We start from the raw sequence: 19,319 nt of genomic DNA, 5'->3' as shown, positions 1-19,319 counted from the left end.
AGGATCGGGGGCATGGCGCTCGACCACGCGATCCTCGTCTCCCTGCTGGAGATGCCCGGCTCCGGATACGAACTGGCCCGCCGGTTCGACCGGTCCATCGGCTACTTCTGGACCGCCACCCACCAGCAGATCTACCGCGTCCTGGGCCGTATGGAGCGCGACGGGCTGCTCACCGCCCGCGCGGTGGCGCAGCAGGGGCGGCCGGACAAGAAGGAGTACTCCGTCGCCGGGCCCGGCCGGGCGGCGCTCTCGCGCTGGCTGCACGAGCCGATCGAGCCCGAGAGCATGCGCCACGACCTCGCCGTCAAGATCCGCGGGGCCGCCTTCGACGACCCGGCCGCGCTGATCCGCGAGGTCGAACGGCACCACCGGGTGCACGGTGAACGGCTCGCGCACTACCTCGCCGGGGAGCTGCGCGACTTCACCGGCCCCGAGGCCCCCGCCCCGCTCGACGCCGGGCAGGAGCTCCAGCACGCCGTACTGCGCGGCGGCATCGCCTACGAGCGGATGACGATCGCCTGGCTCGACGACGTCCTCGCCACCCTCCGCCGCCTCGGCGCCTGACACACGCGGCACCCACCATCCACACCACGGAAGGCGACCCCTCATGGCCGACTCCCTGCTCTTCAACCCGCGCACCTACGACCCCGCGCACTTCGACCCCGAGACCCGCCGCCTGCTGCGCGCCACCGTCGACTGGTTCGAGGAGCGCGGCAAGCGCAAGCTGATCGAGGACTACCGCTCCCGCGCCTGGCTCGGGGAGTTCCTCGCCTTCGCCGCCAAGGAGGGCCTGTTCGCCACCTTCCTGACCCCGGCATCCGCCGCCGGACGGGAGGACCAGCGCTGGGACACCGCCCGGATCGCCGCCCTCAACGAGATCCTCGGCTTCTACGGCCTGGACTACTGGTACGCCTGGCAGGTCACCATCCTCGGCCTCGGCCCGGTCTGGCAGAGCCAGAACGCCGACGCCCGCGCCCGCGCCGCCGAACTCCTCACCCAGGGAGAGGTGTTCGCGTTCGGCCTGTCCGAGCGGACCCACGGCGCCGACATCTACTCCACCGACATGCTGCTGGAGCCGTCCGCCGACGGCGGCTTCCGCGCGAGCGGCTCCAAGTACTACATCGGCAACGGCAACGCCGCCGGCCTGGTCTCCGTCTTCGGCCGCCGCACCGACGTCGAGGGCCCGGACGGGTACGTCTTCTTCGCCGCCGACAGCCGCCACCCGGCCTACCACCTGGTGCGCAACGTCGTCGACTCCTCCAAGTACGTCAGCGAGTTCCGCCTGGAGGACTACCCGGTGGCCGCCGCCGACGTCCTGCACACCGGACGCGCCGCCTTCGACGCCGCCCTCAACACCGTCAACGTCGGCAAGTTCAACCTCTGCACCGCCTCCATCGGCATCTGCGAGCACGCGATGTACGAGGCCGTCACCCACGCCCAGAACCGCATCCTCTACGGCCGCCCCGTCACCGCCTTCCCGCACGTGCGGCGCGAACTGGCCGACGCCTACGTCCGCCTCGTCGGCATGAAGCTGTTCAGTGACCGCGCCGTCGACTACTTCCGCTCCGCCGGCCCCGACGACCGCCGCTACCTCCTCTTCAACCCGATGACGAAGATGAAGGTGACCACCGAGGGCGAGAAGGTCATCGACCTCATGTGGGACGTCATCGCGGCCAAGGGCTTCGAGAAGGACACCTACTTCGCCGAGGCGGCGGTCGAGATCCGCAGCCTGCCCAAGCTCGAGGGCACCGTCCACGTCAACCTCGCGCTGATCCTCAAGTTCATGCGCAACCACCTGCTGGAGCCGGTCGACTACCCGGCCGTGCCCACCCGCCTCGACGCGGCCGACGACGACTTCCTCTTCCGGCAGGGCCCGGCCCGCGGCCTGGGCTCCGTACGCTTCCACGACTGGCGGCCCGCCTTCGACGCATACGCCGACGTGGCGAACGTGGCCCGGTTCCGCGAACAGGCCGACGCCCTGTGCGAGTTCGTCGCCACCACCGCCCCCGACGAGGAGCAGAGCCGCGACCTCGACTTCCTCCTCTCCGTCGGCCAGCTCTTCGCCCTGGTCGTGCACGCCCAGCTGATCCTGGAACAGGCCCGCCTGACGGACCTGGACCCGGACGTCCTCGACGAGCTGTTCTCCGTCCTCGTCCGCGACTTCTCCGGCCACGCCGTCGAACTGCACGGCAAGGACTCCGCCACCGAAGCGCAGCAGGCCTGGGCGCTGGGCGCCGTACGCCGTCCGGTCGTCGACGAGGCCCGCGCGGCGCGGATCTGGCAGCGCGTCGAGGCGCTGTCCGGGGCCTACGAGATGGCCCCCTAGCCCCCGACCCGAGCCGACCACACACCACAGGGCCACCCGCTGCCGGCCGGCGGCGGGTGGCCCCCGTGGTCGTCACACCGTCCAGCGCAGCACCGCCCCCACCCCGCCCGCCGGTCCCGGCATGCCCGCCGGGACGACGAGGACCTCGCAGCCGGCCGCCGCCGCGGAGCGCAGCAGCGCGTCGTCCGCGCGGGCCCGTACCGGCTTGCCGACGCCCATCGCCCGGGCCTGGCCGCGCTGCACCGCGACCTCGTCCACGCCGGGCCCGATCCACACCTCCCGCCCCGCGTCGGAGCCCTCCGGCCCGAGCAGCAGCGTCGCCACCTGGTGGCTGCGGACCGCGTCCACCACCGCCGGCATGCCCTCGGCGGCCTGGCCCGGTCCGGTGTCCACGGTGGACTCCCGGTGCTCGCCGGGCCGGCCCCGGCCCGCGCGGAACCGTTCCAGGGCGGCTTCCAGCCGCTCGCGCGCGAAGCCCTCGCGCACCCGCGCGATCTCCCGTTCGAGGACCTCGCGGGAGGCGCCCGGCGAGCGCCCGCCGCCATCTGCCTCGACGGCCACCGCCCGCATCGGTTCCGGCAGCCGGCCGTGGACGGCCCGCCGCTCCCGGGCGTCGCCGGCCAGCACCAGCAGCCCGGCGCCGCTCCCGTGCCACTGCCGGGACAGCTCGGCGGCGACGGCCCCGGCCGTCTCGTGCCAGGCGTTCTCGGCCCGGTTCCGGTAGTGCCACTCGTACCGGTCCGTCGGCACGCCCCGGTGCCCCCGGTCCTGCTCCCCGCTGCCCCGCACCCGGCCCAGGGCCGTACGGCGAGTGCCCTCGCGCAGTTCCAGATCGGCGCCCGCGCGGTCGAGGTACGCCACCAGGCAGGCCGGCTCCTCCCCGCGCAGCCCGGCCAACGGGGCGATGTGCGGCAGCACGGTCCAGGTCGCCTCGGTGGCCGCCGGCGCCTTGGCCAGCGGCACGTCCAGCAGGACCTCGGCGCCCGAGGCGAACAGCGCCCGGCCGGGCGGCGCCCCGCTGACCGGCTCCCCGAGGAGCCGGTTCACCACGGCCCGGACGGTGTAGGCGTCGGCGCCCGCGTCGATCAGCTGTGCGGCGACGGCCCGCTCGCGCAGGGCCCGGATCCGCTGCGCGTCCTCCGTCGCGCGGCTGCCTTCCACGTACACGGAGGCCCAGGGGCCGGGGCGGGAGAAGAGCGGTTTGAGGAAACCCAGTTCCATGACGTCCCCCAAGGGGTTCGGTAAGGCACGCGGGGTCCTCCTCCCAGGATGCGCCGCCCGCCGGGGGCGTGCCCACCGGCCGGCCCGCGGGGGGCCGGCCGGGCCGGGTCACGCGAGGTCGAAGCGGTCCAGGGTCATCACCTTGTCCCACGCCGCCACGAAGTCGCGCACGAACTTCTCGCCCGCGTCCTGTGACGCGTACACCTCGCACAGGGCCCGCAGCTGGGAGTGCGAGCCGAAGACGAGGTCGACCGCCGTCGCCGTCCACCTGACCTCGCCCGTGGCGCGGTCCCGCCCCTCGAACACGTTCTCGTCCGTGGCCGAGGCCGTCCACTCCGTCGCCATGTCCAGCAGGTTCACGAAGAAGTCGGTGGTCAGCGCCTGCGGCCGGTCGGTGAGGACGCCGTGCCGGGCGCCCCGGAAGCCGGCGTCCAGCGCCCGCATGCCGCCCGTCAGCACCGTCATCTCCGGTGCGGTCAGCGTCAGCATGTTGGCCCGGTCCAGCAGGAGCGTCTCCGGCGACAGCTTCTCTCCCGCCCGGAGGTAGTTGCGGAACCCGTCCGCCCTGGGTTCGAGCACGGCGAACGACTCCACGTCGGTCTGCTCCTGGGAGGCGTCGGTACGCCCCGGCGCGAACGGCACCGTCACCGGGTGCCCGGCGTCCTTGGCCGCCTTCTCGACGGCCGCGCAGCCGCCCAGGACGATCAGGTCGGCGAGGGACACCTTCTTCCCGCCGCTCTGCGCGGCGTTGAAGTCCTGCCGGATCCGGTCGAGGGCCGCCACCGTCCCCGACACCTCGGCCCCGGCATTGGCCTCCCAGTCCTTCTGCGGCGCGAGCCGGATCCGGCCGCCGTTGGCGCCGCCCCGCATGTCGGTGCCGCGGAAGGACGCGGCCGCGGCCCAGGCCGTGGCGGCCAGCTGGGAGACGGACAGACCCGAGCCGAGCACCCGGGCCTTGAGGTCGGCGATCTCGGCGTCCCCGACCAGCGCGTGGTCGACGGCGGGGACCGGGTCCTGCCACAGCTGCGGCTCGGGGATCCACGGGCCGAGGTAGCGCGAGACGGGACCCATGTCGCGGTGCAGCAGCTTGTACCAGGCACGGGCGAAGGCGTCCGCGAGCTTGGCCGGGTCCTCGTGGAAGCTCCTCGCGATCGGGCCGTAGACCGGGTCCACCTTCAGCGCGAGGTCCGTCGTCAGCATCATCGGGGCGTGCCGGCGCGCCGGGTCGTGCGCGTCCGGCACCGTGTCCCGGGCCGCGGGATCCGTCGGCGTCCACTGCTGCGCGCCGGCCGGGCTGCGGGTCAGCTCCCAGTCGTAGCGGAACAGGTTGTCCAGGTAGCCGTTGTCCCACTTCGTCGGCTCGGTCGTCCAGGCGCCCTCCAGGCCGCTGGTGATCGTGTCGACGCCCACGCCGGTACCGGACGAGTTCGTCCAGCCGAGCCCCTGCTGCTCGATGGGCGCGGCCTCGGGCTCGGGGCCGACGTATTCGGGATCGACCGCGCCGTGGCACTTGCCGAACGTGTGCCCGCCCACGATCAGGGCGACGGTCTCCTCGTCGTTCATCGCCATGCGCCCGAACGTCTCCCGGATGTCCCTGGCGGCGGCGACGGGGTCCGGGTTTCCGTTCGGCCCCTCCGGATTGACGTAGATCAGCCCCATCTGCACGGCACCGAACGGGCCGGTCAGCTCCCTGTCGCCGCTGTAGCGCTCGTCGCCGAGCCAGGTGTCCTCGGAGCCCCAGAAGATCTCCTCCGGCTCCCAGATGTCCTCCCGGCCGAACCCGAAGCCGAACGTCCTGAACCCCATGGACTCCATGGCGCAGTTCCCGGCGAAGACGAGGAGGTCCGCCCAGGAGACCTTCCGGCCGTACTTCTGCTTGACCGGCCACAGCAGGCGGCGCGCCTTGTCGAGGCTCGCGTTGTCCGGCCAGCTGTTGAGGGGGGCGAAGCGCTGCGCGCCGGAACCGCCGCCGCCGCGGCCGTCGGCGATCCGGTACGTGCCCGCCGCGTGCCAGCTCATCCGGATGAAGAGCGGCCCGTAGTGGCCGTAGTCGGCGGGCCACCAGTCCTGCGAGGCCGTCATGACCTCGATGACGTCCCGCTTCAGGGCCTCGACGTCCAGGCCCGTGAATTCCCTCGCGTAGTCGAAGTCCTCGCCCATCGGGTTCGCCCGGGGGGAGTGCTGGTGGAGAACCTGCAGGTCCAGCTGGTTCGGCCACCAGTCCCGGTTCGTCATGGGGCGGCGGGTCGGCGTCGCGGCCGGGGAGGGGATTGCGGGGTTCTCGCTTTCGCTGCCGGACACGTCCGTCCTTCTTCCTGTCTCGGTGTCTCCACCTGCGGGCTGCTTGCTCTCGGCGTCCGTATGGTCGCGCACTGTGACCCGTGCGGCGGACAGAACACGCAGGGCACCTCGCCGGGGCAGGAACACGGGCATCCTGGCCGCGGGCCCCGAGGGGGCCGAACGGGTGAGGGCCGCCGCCGGAGCCGGGCCGCCGGACAGGAGTACGACGCCCGCCCCTGCCTCCCCGAGGGGGGAGGCCTGCGGAACCCGAAGCGGGCCGCCGCCGGCTGCCGGGGGTGCCCCCTCTTCCGGGACGCCACCCAGACCGTCTTCGGCACGGGCCCCGCCCGCGCGCGGCTGATGCTCGTCGGCGAGCAGCCCGGCGACCAGGAGGACCTGCGGGGTGAACCCTTCGTGGGTCCGGCGGGCCGCCTGCTGCGCGAGGCCCTCGACGAGGCCGGGCTCGGGGACGAGGGCGCGTACCTGACCAATGTGGTCAAGCACTTCAAGCGGCCGTGGCTCCTGGAGGAACTGCGGCTGGTCGCCCCCGAGGTGCTGGTGCTGCTGGGAGGCACCGCCGGCAAGGCCCTGCTGGGCTCCTCGTTCCGGGTGGGCGAGAGCCGCGGCCAGCTCGTGCCGATGCCCCCGCCGGCCGGCCCGGGGGAGGGCGCGGCGCCGGGGCGGCTGCTGGCCACGGTCCACCCGTCGGCGGTGCTGCGGTCCCGGGACCGCGCGGCGGCCTTCGCGGGCCTGGTCGCGGACCTGTCCGTGGCGGCCGTCGCGCTGGGACGGCCGGGGGCCTGAGCGCGGCTGAATGAGCCGTCCGCACCCGGGCAGGCGAACGGCGTGGACCCGGATCCGCCGGGTCCGCCCACGCATACCGACACGAAGAGGAGGGGGCCATGCCCCGCGGATCCAGCCCCAAGCGAGAACGCCAGTACGAGCACATCAAGGAGAGCGCCGAACAGCGCGGCGAGAGCACGGACCGCGCCAAGGAGATCGCGGCGCGGACGGTCAACAAGGAACGGGCCCGCTCCGGCGAGTCGAAGACCGCCAGCCGCTCCTCCACCCAGGACACCTCCTCCTCCAAGCGGGGCGGGCAGCGCTCGCACAGCGGTTCGCAGGGCCCCACCAAGGAGCAGCTCTACAACGAGGCCAAGCAGAGGAACATCGAGGGCCGCTCGAAGATGGACAAGTCCGAGCTGAAACGCGCCCTCGGCCACTGACGCGCCGACGCACCACGACACGAGGCACGTCGGGGAGACGATTTCCATGCCTCCGCATCCGGCCCACCCGAACCCGGCGACGCTCCACCTGCCCCTGCACGGGGAGAGCGCCGCCGCCGACGCCCGTCATGCGGCCCGCGCCTTCCTCGACCCGCCCGCCGGCGGCGGCCACCCGTTCCCGGCACCGGTCCTCGACGCCGCCCTGCTGGTGGTCAGCGAACTCGTCACCAACGCCGTCCGCCACGCCGGCGGCCGCTGCACGCTGGACATGCGGCTGCGCTCCGACGGGATCGACATCGAGGTCACGGACGGCAGCCGCGAGGAGCCGCTGGCCCGCCGGCCCGATCAGCAGGGCGAGGGCGGCTGGGGCTGGCACCTGGTCAACCGGATCTCCACCGACGTGGAGATCCGCCACCACCACGGACCGCCCGCGGGCAAGACGATCCACGTACACGTCGCCCGGGGCTCCCTCGGGGGCTGACTCACCGGACACCCGTCCGGCGGCGGGCCTCGGGCACCGCCGCCGGACGGGTGTCCGGGCGGGGACGGCGCCGCAGCAGGGCGGCCGGGACCAGCCAGCACACCCCGCACCACAGAGCCAGCCCCGCGTCGAGGAGCAGGGCCGTGCCCCGGGCCGTGACCTGGCGCAGCAGCACCAGGATGCCCAGGGAGGTCATCGCCGGCAGCAGGGCCATGCCCGCCGTGACGAGCCGGGACGCCCAGGCGACCGTCTCCGGCTTCAGCCTCAGCCCCGTCACCAGGCGGTGCAGGGCCACCAGCCCCGTCAGCGCCGCCATGGCGCCGACACCGCACAGCCCGCACACCACGTAGAGCAGCCGGTCCGTCCCGCCCAGGTGCCCGAACGCGGGGGTGAACGCCACCGCGAGCAGGAACGCCAGCAGCAGCTGGACGGCGGTCAGCACGACGCGTACCTCGTGCATCGGCTCCAGCCACAGCCGGTCGGCGCGCTCGTCACACGTCTCCCGGCGCTGCCCCACGTTCGACGCCCGGGCGATCACGGGACACCGCCGCGGTCCGGGCCCCCGGATCCAGCTCCATGGCCGACACCTGGGACACCTCCTGATGTGGCGCGTGCCCCCCGGCCGGGACCGGCCGGGGGGCACGTGAGTACGGGGCGTGAGGGGTCAGGTGCCGTGGCGGCGGCCGCGCAGCGAGTCGCCGACTCCGCGCACGCTCTGGTCGGCCTTGCCCGCGGCTTCCTGGGCCTTGCCCTTGGCCTGGTCGACCTTGCCCTCGGCCTTCATCCGGTCGTTGCCGGACACCTTGCCGAGGGTTTCCTTCGCCTTGCCCTTCGCCTGCTCCATCTTGCCCTTGGCCTTCTCAGCCATGGCGGACTCCTTTCAACAGCCTCGTCCCGCGCCTGCCCAGGTTCCGCCGTCCGAACCCGATCGGGTGGAACCGGACGCCGAAGCGTTGCGGCGCACCCCCAGCCGGTTAGACGCCAGGGGACGGGGGAACCGCGAGGAGAGGCAGGCGCTTCGTCATGGACGGCCAGGAGGCCACGCACTCGCAGGTCACGCTCCACGTCAACGGCGAACGCCACGCACTCGACCTGGACCACCGCACGACCCTGCTCGACGCGCTCCGCGAGCGGCTGGACCTCACCGGCGCGAAGAAGGGCTGCGACCACGGCCAGTGCGGGGCGTGCACCGTCCTCGTCGACGGCCGGCGCCTCAACAGCTGCCTGCTGCTCGCCGTCGCCCACGACGGCGCACAGGTCACCACCGTCGAGGGCCTCGCCGACGAGGACGGGCGCCCGCACCCCCTCCAGGAGGCGTTCGTCGCCCGCGACGCCCTCCAGTGCGGCTTCTGCACGCCCGGCCAGCTCTGCTCGGCCGTCGGGATGCTCGCCGAACTGGCGGCGGACGGCGCGGAGGCGACCCGCGAGGCCGTCGCCGAGCGCCTCAGCGGCAACCTGTGCCGCTGCGGCGCCTACCCGCGCATCGTCGACGCCGTACGGGACGTGATCACGTGAAGCCCTTCCGCTACGTCCGCCCCGCGAGCCTCGCCGAGGCGGCCGAGGCCCACGGCGGCCGGCCCGGCTCCGCCTACCTGGCCGGCGGCACCAACCTCGTCGACCTCATGAAGCTCGGCGTCGCCCGCCCCGACACCCTCGTGGACGTCGCCCGGCTGCTCCCCGCCGGGGTCGAGGCCACCGCCCCGGGCGGCGTACGCGTCGGCGCCGGAGTCCGCGGCACCGACCTCGCCGCACACCCCCTCGCCGGGGCCCGCTGCCCGGTCCTCGCCCAGGCCCTGCTGTCGGGCGCCTCGGGACAGCTGCGCAACGCCGCGACCACCGGCGGCAACCTGCTCCAGCGCACCCGGTGCGGCTACTTCCAGGACGTGTCCAAGCCCTGCAACAAACGCGACCCCGGCAGCGGCTGCGCGGCCCTCGACGGCGTCAACCGCGAACACGCCGTGCTCGGCCACTCCCCGCTCTGCGTCGCCACCCACCCCTCCGACCTCGCGGTGGCGCTGAGCGCACTGGACGCCGAGGTGGAGGTCACCGGCGCCGACGGCATCCGCACGGTGCCGCTCGACGGCTTCCTGCGACTGCCCGGAGAGCGGCCCGACCAGGACACCACCCTGCGGCACGGCGAACTCGTCACCGCGGTCCTGCTGCCGCCCGGAGCCTTCGGCGCGCCCAGCGCGTACCGCAAGGCCCGCGACCGGGCCTCGTACGCCTTCGCGCTCGCCTCGGTGGCCGCGGTCCTGGAGACCCGGGACGGCCTGGTGTCACGGATCGCGCTCGCCTTCGGCGGGCTGGCGCACCGGCCCTGGCGGGCCCGGGCGGCCGAGGAACGCCTGCTGGGCGAGCGGCCCACGGCCGAGGCCGTCCGCGCGGCCGTGGACGCCGAACTCGCGGCGGCCCGCCCGCTGCGCGACAACGCCTTCAAGGTGCTCCTCGCCGGCAACCTCGCCCGCCACGTACTGGCCGGGCTCGCCGGGCCCGCGCGGGACTGAGCCCCGCCGGCCGGGCGGGGAGCGACAGGAAAGAGGAGACGGACCATGGAAGGCACCCCCGCGCTCGGCTCGCCCGCCCCTCGGCGGGAAGCCGCGCTGAAGGTCACCGGCGCCGCCCGCTACGCCGCCGACCACACCCCGCCCGGCTGCCTGTACGCCTGGCCGGTGCCGGCCACCGTGGCCGCCGGCCGGACGGTCCGCGTGGACACGGCCGCCGCCGCGGCGCTGCCCGGGGTCGCGGCCGTCCTCACCGCCGCCGACGCGCCCCGGCTCGGACCCACCGAGGACGGCGAGCTGCGGCTGCTCCAGGACGACCGGGTACCCCACCACGGCTGGTACGTCGCCCTCGCCGTCGCCGACACCCCCGAGCGCGCCCGCGCCGCCGCCGAGGCCGTGTCCGTCACGTACGACACCGCCGGCGCGGCCCCCGACGTCCGTCTGCACGAAGGCCACCCCGGCGCCTACGAGCCCGAGCAGGTCAACGGCGGCTACCCGGCACGCCGCGAGCGGGGCGACGCGCTCGCCGCGTACGAGGCCGCCCCGGTCCGCCTCGACCTCCGCTACGCGGTGCCCCCGCTGCACAACCACCCCATGGAGCCGCACGCCGCCACCGCCGTCTGGGACGCCGACGGGGAACGGCTGACCGTGTACGACTCCAGCCAGGGGGCCGGGCTCGTGCGCACCGTCCTCGCCTCACTGTTCGGCCTGGCCGAGGAGCGCGTCACCGTGCACTCGGAGCACGTGGGCGGCGGCTTCGGCTGCAAGGGCACGCCCCGCCCGCACGTCGTGCTCGCCGTGATGGCGGCCCGGCACACCGGCCGGCCCGTCAAGCTCGCGCTGCCCCGCGCCCACCTGCCCGCCGTCGTGGGCCACCGCGCCCCCACCCTGCACCGGCTGCGCCTGGGGGCGCGGCCCGACGGCACCCTCACGGCCCTCGCGCACGAGATCACCACCCACACCTCGCGCATCCGCGAGTTCGTCGAACAGGCGGCCGTACCCTCCCGGGTCATGTACGCGGCCCCCGGCCTGCTCACCGCGCACCGCGTCGTCCCGCTCGACGTGCCCACCCCCTCGTGGATGCGGGCACCGGGGGAGACGCCCGGCATGTACGCGCTGGAATCGGCGATGGACGAACTGGCCGACGCCGTGGGCGTGGACCCCGTCGAGCTGCGCGTGCGCAACGAGCCCAACGCCGAACCGGACAGCGGGCGCCCGTACAGCAGCCGCGGCCTGGTCGCCTGCCTGCGCGAGGGAGCACGGCGCTTCGGCTGGCCGGACACCCGCGGCCCGCGCACCCGGGACGGCCTGCTGACCGGTGCGGGCGTGGCCGCGTCCACGTACCCGGTGTACCTGGCCCCCTGCCAGGCCCTGGCGCACGCCCTGCCGGACGGCAGCTACCGGGTGGAGGTGGCCGCCACCGACATCGGGACCGGCGCGCGGACCGTCCTGGCCATGGTGGCGGCGGACGCGCTGGGCGTGCCCGCCGACCGGGTGGCGAGCGTGGTCGGACACTCGGACCTGCCCCCGGCGTCGGTGGCGGGCGGCTCGTCCGGCACCGGGTCCTGGGGGTGGGCGGTGCACGAGGCCTGCCGCGCCCTCGCGCTGAAACTCGCGCGGCGCGACGGGAAGGTACCCGAGGGCGGCCTGTGCGCGTCCGCCGACACCACGGCGGCCGTCAAACAGCGCTCGCCGTACGCCCGGCACGCCTTCGGCGCCCAGTTCGCCGAGGTGTCGGTCGACCCGGTCTCCGGCGAGGTACGGGTGCTGCGCATGCTGGGCGTCTTCGCGGCCGGCCGCATCCTCAACCCGCTGACGGCTCGCTCCCAGTTCGTCGGCGGCATGGTGATGGGCCTGGGGATGGCGCTGACCGAGCACTCCCCGCTGGACCCGGTGCACGGGGACTTCACCGCGCGGGACCTGGCCTCGTACCACGTGCCGGTGCACGCGGACGTGCCCGACATCGAGGCGCACTGGGTCGACGAGCACGACAAGCACCTCGACCCGATGGGCAGCAAGGGGATCGGCGAGATCGGCACGGTGGGAGCGGCCGCCGCCATCGGCAACGCCTTCGCCCGGGCGACCGGCCGCCGCATCCGCGAACTGCCCCTCACCCCCGACCGGGTCCTGGCCGCCCTGGCGGCCGGCGAAGGCCCGGACGGCGGCTGAGCCCGGCCACGGCCGAGCGGCCGCTGACGGTTGTCCTCGCCCAGCGCGGGTAGCCGACGGTAAGGAGCCGTCCGGGAGGAGTCCCATGATCCAGGTCTCGATACCGCTGTTTCCCGCGGACGACGGCGGTCTGCTGATCCCCGCGGACCACGTCACCGCGCTGCTGCGGCAGCTGGCCGAGGACTGGCTGCACGCCACCGAGACGGGCGAGATGCCGGCCGACGAGGAGACGGTTTCCGAACTCGCCGACGTCCTGACCGAGCTCGCCGATCAGATCGACGTCGAATGCATCGGCTGCGCCTCGGAGTAGCCCCCCACGCCACCCGCGCCAGAACGGCGGGGAGCGCGGAAGCCGAAGCTTCCGCGCTCCCCGCCGTTCTGCGCCCGGCGGGCCGCCCCCGGGGCGGTCCTCAGGTCCTCAGGTCTTCAGCAGCCGGTTGAAGAACGACCGGTAGTGCTGGAGCGCCATCCGCAGCTCCTCGGTGGGTACGCGGTCCCCGCTCTGCCACTGGCCCTCCAGGTCCTGCTTGTGCGCGGCGAAGGTCCCGGCGAGGTTCTGCATGACCTCGGCCACCAGGGTGTCCGCGGACGTGACGGCGTCCTTGGGGTCGTCGACGAAGCGGCCCTGGATCTCGGCCCATTGCGTGCGGTAGCGCTCGGCTTCCTCGGCGGCGAGCAGCGGCTGCCCGTCCCCGGCGTCCGGTTCCACGGGCTCCCGCCCCAGGGGCTCCTCGTCCTGGGCGGCCAGGCCCTCGTCGTCCCGGCCGGCCAGGCCCGTACCGGCCAGGCCTCCGTCGCGCTCGGCCCCGGCGTCCGTTCCGGCGTCCGTCCCGGTGTCCGGGGACGCCTCGCCGGGGTAGACCGGCGCACCGCGGCCGTCCGCCCCGCCCGTGCCCGCGAGGTCCTCCGTGCTCAGGGGGGTGTGTCCGGCGCTCGTGTTCGCGTCGTGCGTCCGCATGTCATCGGCTCCTCTGATCCGTGAGCAGTTCGTCGAACAGGGCGCGGTAGTGCACCATCGCGCCGCGCAGCTCCTCCGTCGTCGCCCGGCCGTCCACGCTCCGCGTCTTGACCTCGTGCGCCGCCCGGTAGTGCTCCAGCGTGCGGCCGTGCTCGACCGACAGGTCGCGCACCGCTCCCTGATAGCCCTCGGTGGGGTACCCGCGCTCCCGCATCAGCCGGGAGACCAGGTCGTCCGCCTCGCCGACGGCGCCCGCCGGGCGGTCCACGAAGTGCTCCTGGACGCCGGTCCACTGCTCCGTGTACTGGCGCCGGCGGTCCGGAGGGAGTTCCTTGATGTCGAGCCGGTCGTGCCGGGCCTCCCGGGCCCGCAGCTCGCGCTCGGCGGCCAGGGCGCCGCCCTTCTCCTCGACCGTGCGCTCGTATTCCGGCCCGAAGCGGTCGCGCAGGTGCCGCCGCCGGGCCAGCAGCCACATGATCGCGGCGAGGGCGATCACCACGACCACCCCGGCGGCGATGACTGCGATGAGTGTGCTTGTGGACATCCTGGGCCTCCGTCCTGGGGCCTTTCGCCTGTATGGGCGCGGCTGCCCACCCTCGTGCGGGACAAACTCGTGCCGGACCGGGCCGCCCCCCGGGACCGGCCGGCGCGCTCCGCGCTGACGCGGGCCGTCGCTCGCGGCCAGGGCACCGCCCGCGTGGCATGCTCGATCTATGGAGGGCGAGTCCGTGCTTCCTGCCGCCGGTGACGCCGCGGCCCCCGAAGTGCTGGCCCTGGCCAAGGTCGTCGCCAGGCTGCGCGCGGAGGTGGTGGACCTCGAGGGCGTCGTCTCGATGACGGCCGTCCTCGAACGGGCCAAGGGCGTGGTGATGGCCCGGGCCGACGTCTCGGCGGACGCCGCCTACCAGCTGCTGGCCGACCGCGCCGCCGAGCACCGGCGCAGCCTCCTGGAGGAATGCTGGATCACGCTGGGCCGCGCGGGCCGCGGCCCCGCCTCCCCGCACCCGTGGGGGCGGGACGGGGCGGCGGAACCGGCCCCGGCGCCGCCGGAGACCGACGTCTCGGCGTTCCGTTCGGGCGGGTACCTCGTCGAGGCGGGGCGGCCGGCCGGCAGCCGGCAGCTCCTCGCCCACCTGGCCCGGGGCCTGGCCGAGGTCCGGACCCCGGACGAGGTCGCGGAGCTGCTGCGCGCGGAACTCGGCGGACCGGAGGACGTGGACGCGGTGATGATCTACACCGTGGCCTTGGCCGGCAGCCTGGAGCTGGTGGGCCAGGCGGGTGCCGGAGAGGCGACGGCCGAGCAGTGGAGGCACATCCCCCCGCTCAGCGGCGTCGCCGCGCTGGAGGCCATCGCGGCCGGGGAGGCCGTGTGGCTGGAGGACCCGGAGCAGGACGCCGAGCAGTACCTGCTGATCGGGGACCCGCCCGAGCGGTGGCCCTCCCGCGCCTGGCTGCCCGTGCCCGCCATCGGGCCGGTGACGACGGTCGTCGGGTTCTTCCGCACCCGCCCGGGAGCCTTCGACGCCCGTACCCGGACCCTGTTGCGCAGGGCCGTGCGGCTCTGCGGGGTGCCGCTGCGCGAGGACCGGGGTCCGCACGGGACCTACCTGCCGCACGAGGACGTGGCCTCCGTCCAGGCGGTCCTGGACGCCGTCTCCGGACCGGCGGTGCTGCTGACCCCGCTGCGCTCCCCGTCGGGGGAGGTCGAGGACTACCGGATCGATGCCGCCGCGCCCGAGTCGCTGGACGTGGCGGGACGCAGCGGCAAGGAGCTGATCGGGCGGCGGATCCTGGAGACGTACCCGACCGTCGCGGGCAGCGCCCTCTGGGAGGGGTACCTGGACACCCTGACCACCGGGGCGGTGTACGAGGGCGAACCGTTCGTCTACGAGGAGGTCACCGCCGGGGTGCCGCAGCAGTCCGTGTACTCCGTCCGGGCCGCCCGGCTGGGGGAGCGGCTGGTGGTGTCGTGGATCCGCCACGACACGAGCGAGCGGGAGACCCGCCGGCTGGCCGAACTGCAGCGGCTGGGGAACCTGGGCTGGGCGAGCTGGAACCTGGTGACGGACACCATCACGTGGTCCGACCAGGTCTACGCGATCTTCGACCGCGATCCGTCGCTGGGCCCGATGAGGCTGGAGGAGTTGCCCCTGCACCTGCTGGCGGAGGACCTGCCGAGGCTGGCGGCGGCGGTGCAGCGGCTGCTGGCCGACGGCGGGGCGATCGACCATCCGTTCCGGATCGGCACCGACCACGGGGTGCGGCACCTGCGGATCGTGGCGGAGGCCCAGACGGACGCGGACGGCAGTCCGGTCGAGGTGCACGGCTTCTTCCAGGACCTCAGCGCGCTGCGCGACGCGGAGCTGGCCCTGCGCGAGAGCGAGCGGGCCAACCTCGTCCAGCGCGGCATGCTGAAGGCCGAACGGGCCCTCGCCGCCCGGCTCCAGGACACGCTGCTCCCCGTCGCGCAGCAGTCGCTGGAGCTCGCGGGCCTGCGCGTCGACGTCGCCTACGTCCCCGCCGACCGGGGCGTCAACGTGGGGGGTGACTGGTACTCGGCAATCGAACTCCCCGACCGGAGCGCACTGTTCGTCGTCGGGGACGTCGCCGGCCACGGTCTGCCCGCGGTCGGGACCATGGCCCAGCTGCGGTTCACCACCAAGGGGATGACCATCACCGGATCTCCCCTGCCGGACGTGCTGCGCCTGCTCAACACCCTCCTGCTGCACACGGCCGGGGAGCAGCAGGGGGCCACCGCGACGATGGTCATGGGCTGCTACCAGCCGGGGGACCGCCGGCTGAACTGGGTCCGGGCCGGACACCTGCCGCCGCTGCTGGTCCGGGGCGGTGTCGCGAGCTTCCTGCCACAGCCGGTCGGCACCCTGCTGGGTGCCGACTTCGACTCCTCGTACGGGCAGGACACGTTCGAGCTGCTTCCCGGGGACCACCTGCTGATGTACACGGACGGTCTGGTGGAGGATCCGGGCGAGGACATCGAGGCGGGGCTCGACAGGCTGGCCGAGTCCGCCGTACGGCTGCTGCGGGAAGGACGGGGTGGCAGCCTCGCCCGTTCCCTGGCCGCGCTGCGGCCGGGGAACCGCGACGACATCTGCGTTCTCGACATCCACCTGCCGGACGACGCCTGAGGGGCGGCGTCCCGGCGCGGCCGGTCCGGGACGGAGCCGGGGGCGACCCCCCGGTGATCATGAAATCCGGGTGATGGGGGAGAATCGCGTCCACCGGACATGACCACCGAAGAAGGACAGGAGCACGCCCGTTGAACGAGGAGAGGCGCCAACAGGCCCGGCAGTTCCTCCAGCCGGGAGAGCACCTGATAGCGGCCTGCGCCCACGAACTCGGGCCGGGCGTGCCCACCCCGCCCGAGTCGATGCTCGCGCCCCCGGACCCCTCCGACCTCCAGCGGCGGATCGAGGCCCGGCTGCCCGGCCGGCTGCGCCAGATCGCCAAGTCCCGCGTGCTCGACCCGCGTCGGTCCCGGCCGGCCGCCGTGGCGGACGCGGTCGACCGGGTGCCCGACGCGCTGGACCAGCTCGGCACGCGCCTGATGCACGGCAAGAACATGGAAGGCGGCTGGCAGAGCGCCGCCGGACACCTCGTCATCAGCCGTGCCAACCTGCGCCGTTCCCACGCCTGCGTCCTCGTCCTCACCGACCGGCGCTGGTTCGGACTCGGTGACGTCTCGCCGCTGTGGCAGTCGGCGCCGGTGATGAAGCACTACTGGGAGGTGCCCCGTTCGGCGGTGGCCGCCGTACGGGCCAACCCGACCGGCGTGCTGCAGAAGGGCCGGATGGACATCGAGTTCACCGACGGCTCCTGGGTCGCGCTGCTCGCCACGGCGCCCCAGCACGCCACGCCCTTCGCCGCCGCTTCCGCCCGCTACCGCTGAACCGGACCCGGGCAGGGCTCCGCGCCGAATCGGTGGGATAATCGGACACGGGGGGACAGGTGCGGCGTACCGCGGTCCACGGTACGCGGATCCCGGGCTACTCGAAGGAGGAGCGTCGTGGTGAGCACCCCCGCGGCTCGCGCCGAGGACGTTCCGGACGGCGTTCCGCCGCCCCCTGATGGTCCAACCGTCAACATCACGGTGGTCTGGGGCGACCTCGTGGAGGTCGCCGCCGATCTACACGTCACCGGGCACTACCAGTCGGTCGTCCCCGACGCGGCGGAACTCGCACTGGACCGCGCCATATCCGCCGGCCCACGCCCACTGATCACGGAGCACAACCGGCTCGGCTGGATCGACGCCCAGCTCGGGGAGGTCACCTACTTCCCGTGCAGGGAGGGCCCGGTACGGGCGGCCGCCGTCGTCGGCATGGGCCCCATGGGCACCCTCACCGAACGCCGTGCCGTCCAGATGTACGCCTCCCTGCTGGGCGAGGCCACCGCCCTGGGCCACGTCGCCACGATGGCGACGGTCCTCATCGGCGCCGGCGCGGGCAACCTCTCCGTCGGCGGGGCGGCCCGGGCCCTCGTCCGGGGCTTCGCCGCCGCGCTGGCCTCGGCGAACCCGCTGGCCCCCACACCCAGGCTCACCGAGGTGCTCGTCGTGGAGGTCGACCGGCTGCGCGCCGAGCAGCTCCTGCTCGCCCTGACTGGCGCCGCCAAGGACCAGAAGCGGCTGTCCGTCACCCCGGGCCTGCGCGAGGAGAGCGGCGGCAGGCTGTTCGTCCCCTCGGCCGCCGTGTACGCCCTGGCGGCGCTGTCCGGACTCGTCCGCCCGGCGGCGGGCGGCCCGGTCCCGCGGGAGGGCGCCGGGCCGCCGGACCGTGCCGGTCCGTCCGCCGAGGAAGCCCTGCGCACCGTCCTCGCCGGATTCGAACCCGGTATCCGCGAACAGGTCCGCGAGCAGCTGGCCCAGCTCGCCGCGGTGCGGCACACCGACCTGACCCTGACGGTCCGGGGGCCCATCCAGGCCCAGGACGACTCCGCACCCGTACGGATGTCCGTCCAGACCGGCCCCGGCGCCCTGCGCTGGGCCGCCCTGACCGGCGGCGCGACCGTACCGGAACGGGTCGCCCTGGTGGACACGGACCTGCTGCGCGAGCTCGTGGACCGGCTGACGGAACCCACCGTCGAGGACGCGCAGGCACTTCCCGAGATGCTGTCCCGCTTCGTCGTGCCCACGGAATTCCAGCGGCTGCTCACCGACGACGCCACCGTGCTGCTGGAACTGGACCGCGACACGGCCTCCGTGCCCTGGGAGTTCCTGCGGGATGCGCAGCAGGTCGGCGGCAAGAAGCCCGAACCCCTGGCGATCCGCACCCAGCTCTCCCGCCAACTGCGCACCACCTACGCGCGCGTGCTGACCGAGGCTCCGGCCACCGGCGAACTGTGCGCCCTGGTCATCGGGGATCCGGGAGACCCACAGCAGGGGCTGGACCTGCCCGGTGCCCGCGAGGAGGCCCGCCAGGTCGCCGACCAGCTCAGGAACCTGGGGGTGACCGTCAACCTGTTCGTCGGTGCGGCGAACTCCGTCCGCAAGCCCGACGAGAAGCCCGCGCGGCGCCTCGACGTCCTGAGGGCCCTGCTGTGCGGGGGCAACGACATCGTCCACTACTGCGGCCACAGCGCCTTCGACCGCTCCGGCACCGGACGGCGCTCGGGCTGGGTCTTCGCCGACGGCCTGCTGACCGCCCAGGAACTGGGCCGCCTGGACCGGCCGCCGCCGCTGATCGTCGTGGCGAACGCCTGCTACACGGCCCGTACGGGGGCCGCCGAACCCGCCGGGCCGCCGGACGGAGCCTCCCTCGTGGCCGACCACAGCCCGTGGGGGAACGCCCAGGCGGCGCTGGTACCCAGCCTCGCCGACGAGTTCCTGTGCATCGGAGTCGGTCACTACATCGGGTCGGCCTGGCGGATCCCCGACGACCAGGGGATCTCCTTCGCGCAGGAGTTCTACCGGCACCTGTTCAGGAGCGGACCTTCCGAGGACCCCCGCACGGTGGGGGCCGCCGTCCGGTCCGCGCGCAAGGCGCTCTACGAGAAGCGGGCCGAGGACGACTGGCCGGACGGCGGGCAGGAACCCCAGCGGTGGAGCGCCTGGGCCGCCTACCAGCACTACGGGGACGCGTCCGATCCGTTCGTCCCGCCCGCGGACCCGTCCGACGCGCAGAAGAAGGGCTAGGAGGCCGGC

General features: G+C 74.3%; 18 protein-coding genes. 12 read left to right on the top strand and 6 right to left on the bottom strand.

Features of this window, described 5'->3' with window-relative positions; translation table 11 throughout:
• Positions 1-12 precede the first annotated feature (12 nt).
• Both D1J60_RS02160 and D1J60_RS02155 read left to right on the top strand, forming a co-directional pair.
• Entirely contained in the window at positions 13-564 is a 552-nt protein-coding gene (locus D1J60_RS02160) for a PadR family transcriptional regulator (protein WP_125819902.1), read from the top strand.
• A 43-nt stretch (positions 565-607) separates the two neighbouring features.
• Complete coding sequence (locus D1J60_RS02155) at positions 608-2,326, top strand: acyl-CoA dehydrogenase family protein (protein ID WP_125819901.1); 1,719 nt, start codon at positions 608-610, stop codon at positions 2,324-2,326.
• Between the two features lie 72 nt (positions 2,327-2,398).
• Here D1J60_RS02155 and D1J60_RS02150 read toward each other — a convergent pair whose 3' ends face one another.
• Together D1J60_RS02150 and katG are read right to left on the bottom strand one after the other, a co-directional pair.
• Positions 2,399-3,547, bottom strand: coding sequence for a hypothetical protein (locus D1J60_RS02150; RefSeq protein WP_125819900.1), 1,149 nt, complete (start codon positions 3,545-3,547; stop codon positions 2,399-2,401).
• Between the two features lie 108 nt (positions 3,548-3,655).
• Positions 3,656-5,848 carry a catalase/peroxidase HPI gene (gene katG / locus D1J60_RS02145; RefSeq protein WP_125819899.1) on the bottom strand — a complete coding sequence of 731 codons (2,193 nt, stop codon included), beginning with the start codon at positions 5,846-5,848 and terminating at the stop codon, positions 3,656-3,658.
• 60 nt (positions 5,849-5,908) lie between these two features.
• Between katG and D1J60_RS02140 the strand changes: the two genes are divergently transcribed.
• The 3 genes from D1J60_RS02140 (at position 5,909) to D1J60_RS02130 (ending at position 7,534) form a co-directional block, all read left to right on the top strand.
• Positions 5,909-6,631: a uracil-DNA glycosylase family protein gene (locus D1J60_RS02140; protein WP_125819898.1), complete on the top strand. Its 723-nt coding sequence runs from the start codon at positions 5,909-5,911 to the stop codon at positions 6,629-6,631.
• A 98-nt stretch (positions 6,632-6,729) separates the two neighbouring features.
• On the top strand, positions 6,730-7,053 hold the full coding sequence (locus tag D1J60_RS02135) for a plasmid stabilization protein (RefSeq protein WP_125819897.1): 324 nt from the start codon (positions 6,730-6,732) through the stop codon (positions 7,051-7,053).
• Between the two features lie 46 nt (positions 7,054-7,099).
• Entirely contained in the window at positions 7,100-7,534 is a 435-nt protein-coding gene (locus D1J60_RS02130; RefSeq protein WP_125819896.1) for an ATP-binding protein, read from the top strand.
• Between the two features lies 1 nt (position 7,535).
• Here D1J60_RS02130 and D1J60_RS02125 read toward each other — a convergent pair whose 3' ends face one another.
• Positions 7,536-8,072, bottom strand: a complete 537-nt coding sequence (locus D1J60_RS02125) for a DUF6328 family protein (protein ID WP_206436466.1) — start codon at positions 8,070-8,072, stop codon at positions 7,536-7,538.
• 126 nt (positions 8,073-8,198) lie between these two features.
• Positions 8,199-8,402 carry a CsbD family protein gene (locus D1J60_RS02120; protein WP_125819895.1) on the bottom strand — a complete coding sequence of 68 codons (204 nt, stop codon included), beginning with the start codon at positions 8,400-8,402 and terminating at the stop codon, positions 8,199-8,201.
• A gap of 155 nt (positions 8,403-8,557) precedes the next feature.
• On the opposite strand from D1J60_RS02120, the gene D1J60_RS02115 reads away from it, so the two are divergent.
• From D1J60_RS02115 to D1J60_RS02100, 4 genes are all read left to right on the top strand, one after another.
• Positions 8,558-9,049: a (2Fe-2S)-binding protein gene (locus D1J60_RS02115; protein ID WP_125819894.1), complete on the top strand. Its 492-nt coding sequence runs from the start codon at positions 8,558-8,560 to the stop codon at positions 9,047-9,049.
• The gene (locus D1J60_RS02110; RefSeq protein ID WP_125819893.1) at positions 9,046-10,038 is read left to right on the top strand and encodes a xanthine dehydrogenase family protein subunit M; all 993 of its coding nucleotides are present in this window, start codon (positions 9,046-9,048) and stop codon (positions 10,036-10,038) included. Before D1J60_RS02115 ends, D1J60_RS02110 begins: the two co-directional genes overlap by 4 nt.
• A 45-nt stretch (positions 10,039-10,083) precedes the next feature.
• A complete protein-coding gene (locus D1J60_RS02105; RefSeq protein ID WP_125819892.1) occupies positions 10,084-12,204 on the top strand; it encodes a xanthine dehydrogenase family protein molybdopterin-binding subunit in 2,121 nt (706 codons plus the stop codon).
• Between the two features lie 85 nt (positions 12,205-12,289).
• Positions 12,290-12,514, top strand: coding sequence for a DUF6213 family protein (locus tag D1J60_RS02100; RefSeq protein ID WP_007262097.1), 225 nt, complete (start codon positions 12,290-12,292; stop codon positions 12,512-12,514).
• Positions 12,515-12,622: 108 nt separating this feature from the next.
• Here the strand turns inward: D1J60_RS02100 and D1J60_RS02095 are convergent, their stop codons facing one another.
• Together D1J60_RS02095 and D1J60_RS02090 are read right to left on the bottom strand one after the other, a co-directional pair.
• A complete protein-coding gene (locus D1J60_RS02095; protein WP_125819891.1) occupies positions 12,623-13,162 on the bottom strand; it encodes a hypothetical protein in 540 nt (179 codons plus the stop codon).
• A gap of 1 nt (position 13,163) precedes the next feature.
• Complete coding sequence (locus D1J60_RS02090; protein ID WP_125819890.1) at positions 13,164-13,706, bottom strand: hypothetical protein; 543 nt, start codon at positions 13,704-13,706, stop codon at positions 13,164-13,166.
• Between the two features lie 184 nt (positions 13,707-13,890).
• Between D1J60_RS02090 and D1J60_RS02085 the strand changes: the two genes are divergently transcribed.
• The 3 genes from D1J60_RS02085 to D1J60_RS02075 all read left to right on the top strand — a co-directional run bounded on the left by D1J60_RS02085 (position 13,891) and on the right by D1J60_RS02075 (position 19,310).
• Positions 13,891-16,308, top strand: coding sequence for a SpoIIE family protein phosphatase (locus D1J60_RS02085; RefSeq protein WP_347147182.1), 2,418 nt, complete (start codon positions 13,891-13,893; stop codon positions 16,306-16,308).
• Between the two features lie 131 nt (positions 16,309-16,439).
• Positions 16,440-17,069, top strand: coding sequence for a hypothetical protein (locus D1J60_RS02080; RefSeq protein ID WP_125819888.1), 630 nt, complete (start codon positions 16,440-16,442; stop codon positions 17,067-17,069).
• Positions 17,070-17,186: 117 nt separating this feature from the next.
• Positions 17,187-19,310 carry a CHAT domain-containing protein gene (locus D1J60_RS02075; RefSeq protein WP_125819887.1) on the top strand — a complete coding sequence of 708 codons (2,124 nt, stop codon included), beginning with the start codon at positions 17,187-17,189 and terminating at the stop codon, positions 19,308-19,310.
• The last annotated feature ends 9 nt before the right edge of the window (positions 19,311-19,319 follow it).

Source organism: Streptomyces sp. W1SF4 (genome assembly GCF_003950035.1).
GTDB classification, from domain to species: domain Bacteria; phylum Actinomycetota; class Actinomycetes; order Streptomycetales; family Streptomycetaceae; genus Streptomyces; species Streptomyces racemochromogenes.
The sequence above is the reverse complement of the archived record's forward strand: the minus strand, read 5'-3'. Positions and strand labels throughout refer to the sequence as shown.

Bases quoted from the DNA above. Each gene is read 5' to 3' on its own strand.
- D1J60_RS02105 (WP_125819892.1), top strand. From the start codon at position 10,084: ATGGAAGGCACCCCCGCGCTCGGCTCGCCCGCCCCTCGGCGGGAAGCC.
- D1J60_RS02155 (WP_125819901.1), top strand. From the start codon at position 608: ATGGCCGACTCCCTGCTCTTCAACCCGCGCACCTACGACCCCGCGCAC.
- D1J60_RS02115 (WP_125819894.1), top strand. From the start codon at position 8,558: ATGGACGGCCAGGAGGCCACGCACTCGCAGGTCACGCTCCACGTCAAC.
- D1J60_RS02150 (WP_125819900.1), bottom strand. From the start codon at position 3,547: ATGGAACTGGGTTTCCTCAAACCGCTCTTCTCCCGCCCCGGCCCCTGG.
- D1J60_RS02135 (WP_125819897.1), top strand. From the start codon at position 6,730: ATGCCCCGCGGATCCAGCCCCAAGCGAGAACGCCAGTACGAGCACATC.
- D1J60_RS02160 (WP_125819902.1), top strand. From the start codon at position 13: ATGGCGCTCGACCACGCGATCCTCGTCTCCCTGCTGGAGATGCCCGGC.
- D1J60_RS02095 (WP_125819891.1), bottom strand. From the start codon at position 13,162: ATGCGGACGCACGACGCGAACACGAGCGCCGGACACACCCCCCTGAGC.
- D1J60_RS02140 (WP_125819898.1), top strand. From the start codon at position 5,909: ATGGTCGCGCACTGTGACCCGTGCGGCGGACAGAACACGCAGGGCACC.
- D1J60_RS02100 (WP_007262097.1), top strand. From the start codon at position 12,290: ATGATCCAGGTCTCGATACCGCTGTTTCCCGCGGACGACGGCGGTCTG.
- D1J60_RS02120 (WP_125819895.1), bottom strand. From the start codon at position 8,402: ATGGCTGAGAAGGCCAAGGGCAAGATGGAGCAGGCGAAGGGCAAGGCG.
- D1J60_RS02090 (WP_125819890.1), bottom strand. From the start codon at position 13,706: ATGTCCACAAGCACACTCATCGCAGTCATCGCCGCCGGGGTGGTCGTG.
- D1J60_RS02130 (WP_125819896.1), top strand. From the start codon at position 7,100: ATGCCTCCGCATCCGGCCCACCCGAACCCGGCGACGCTCCACCTGCCC.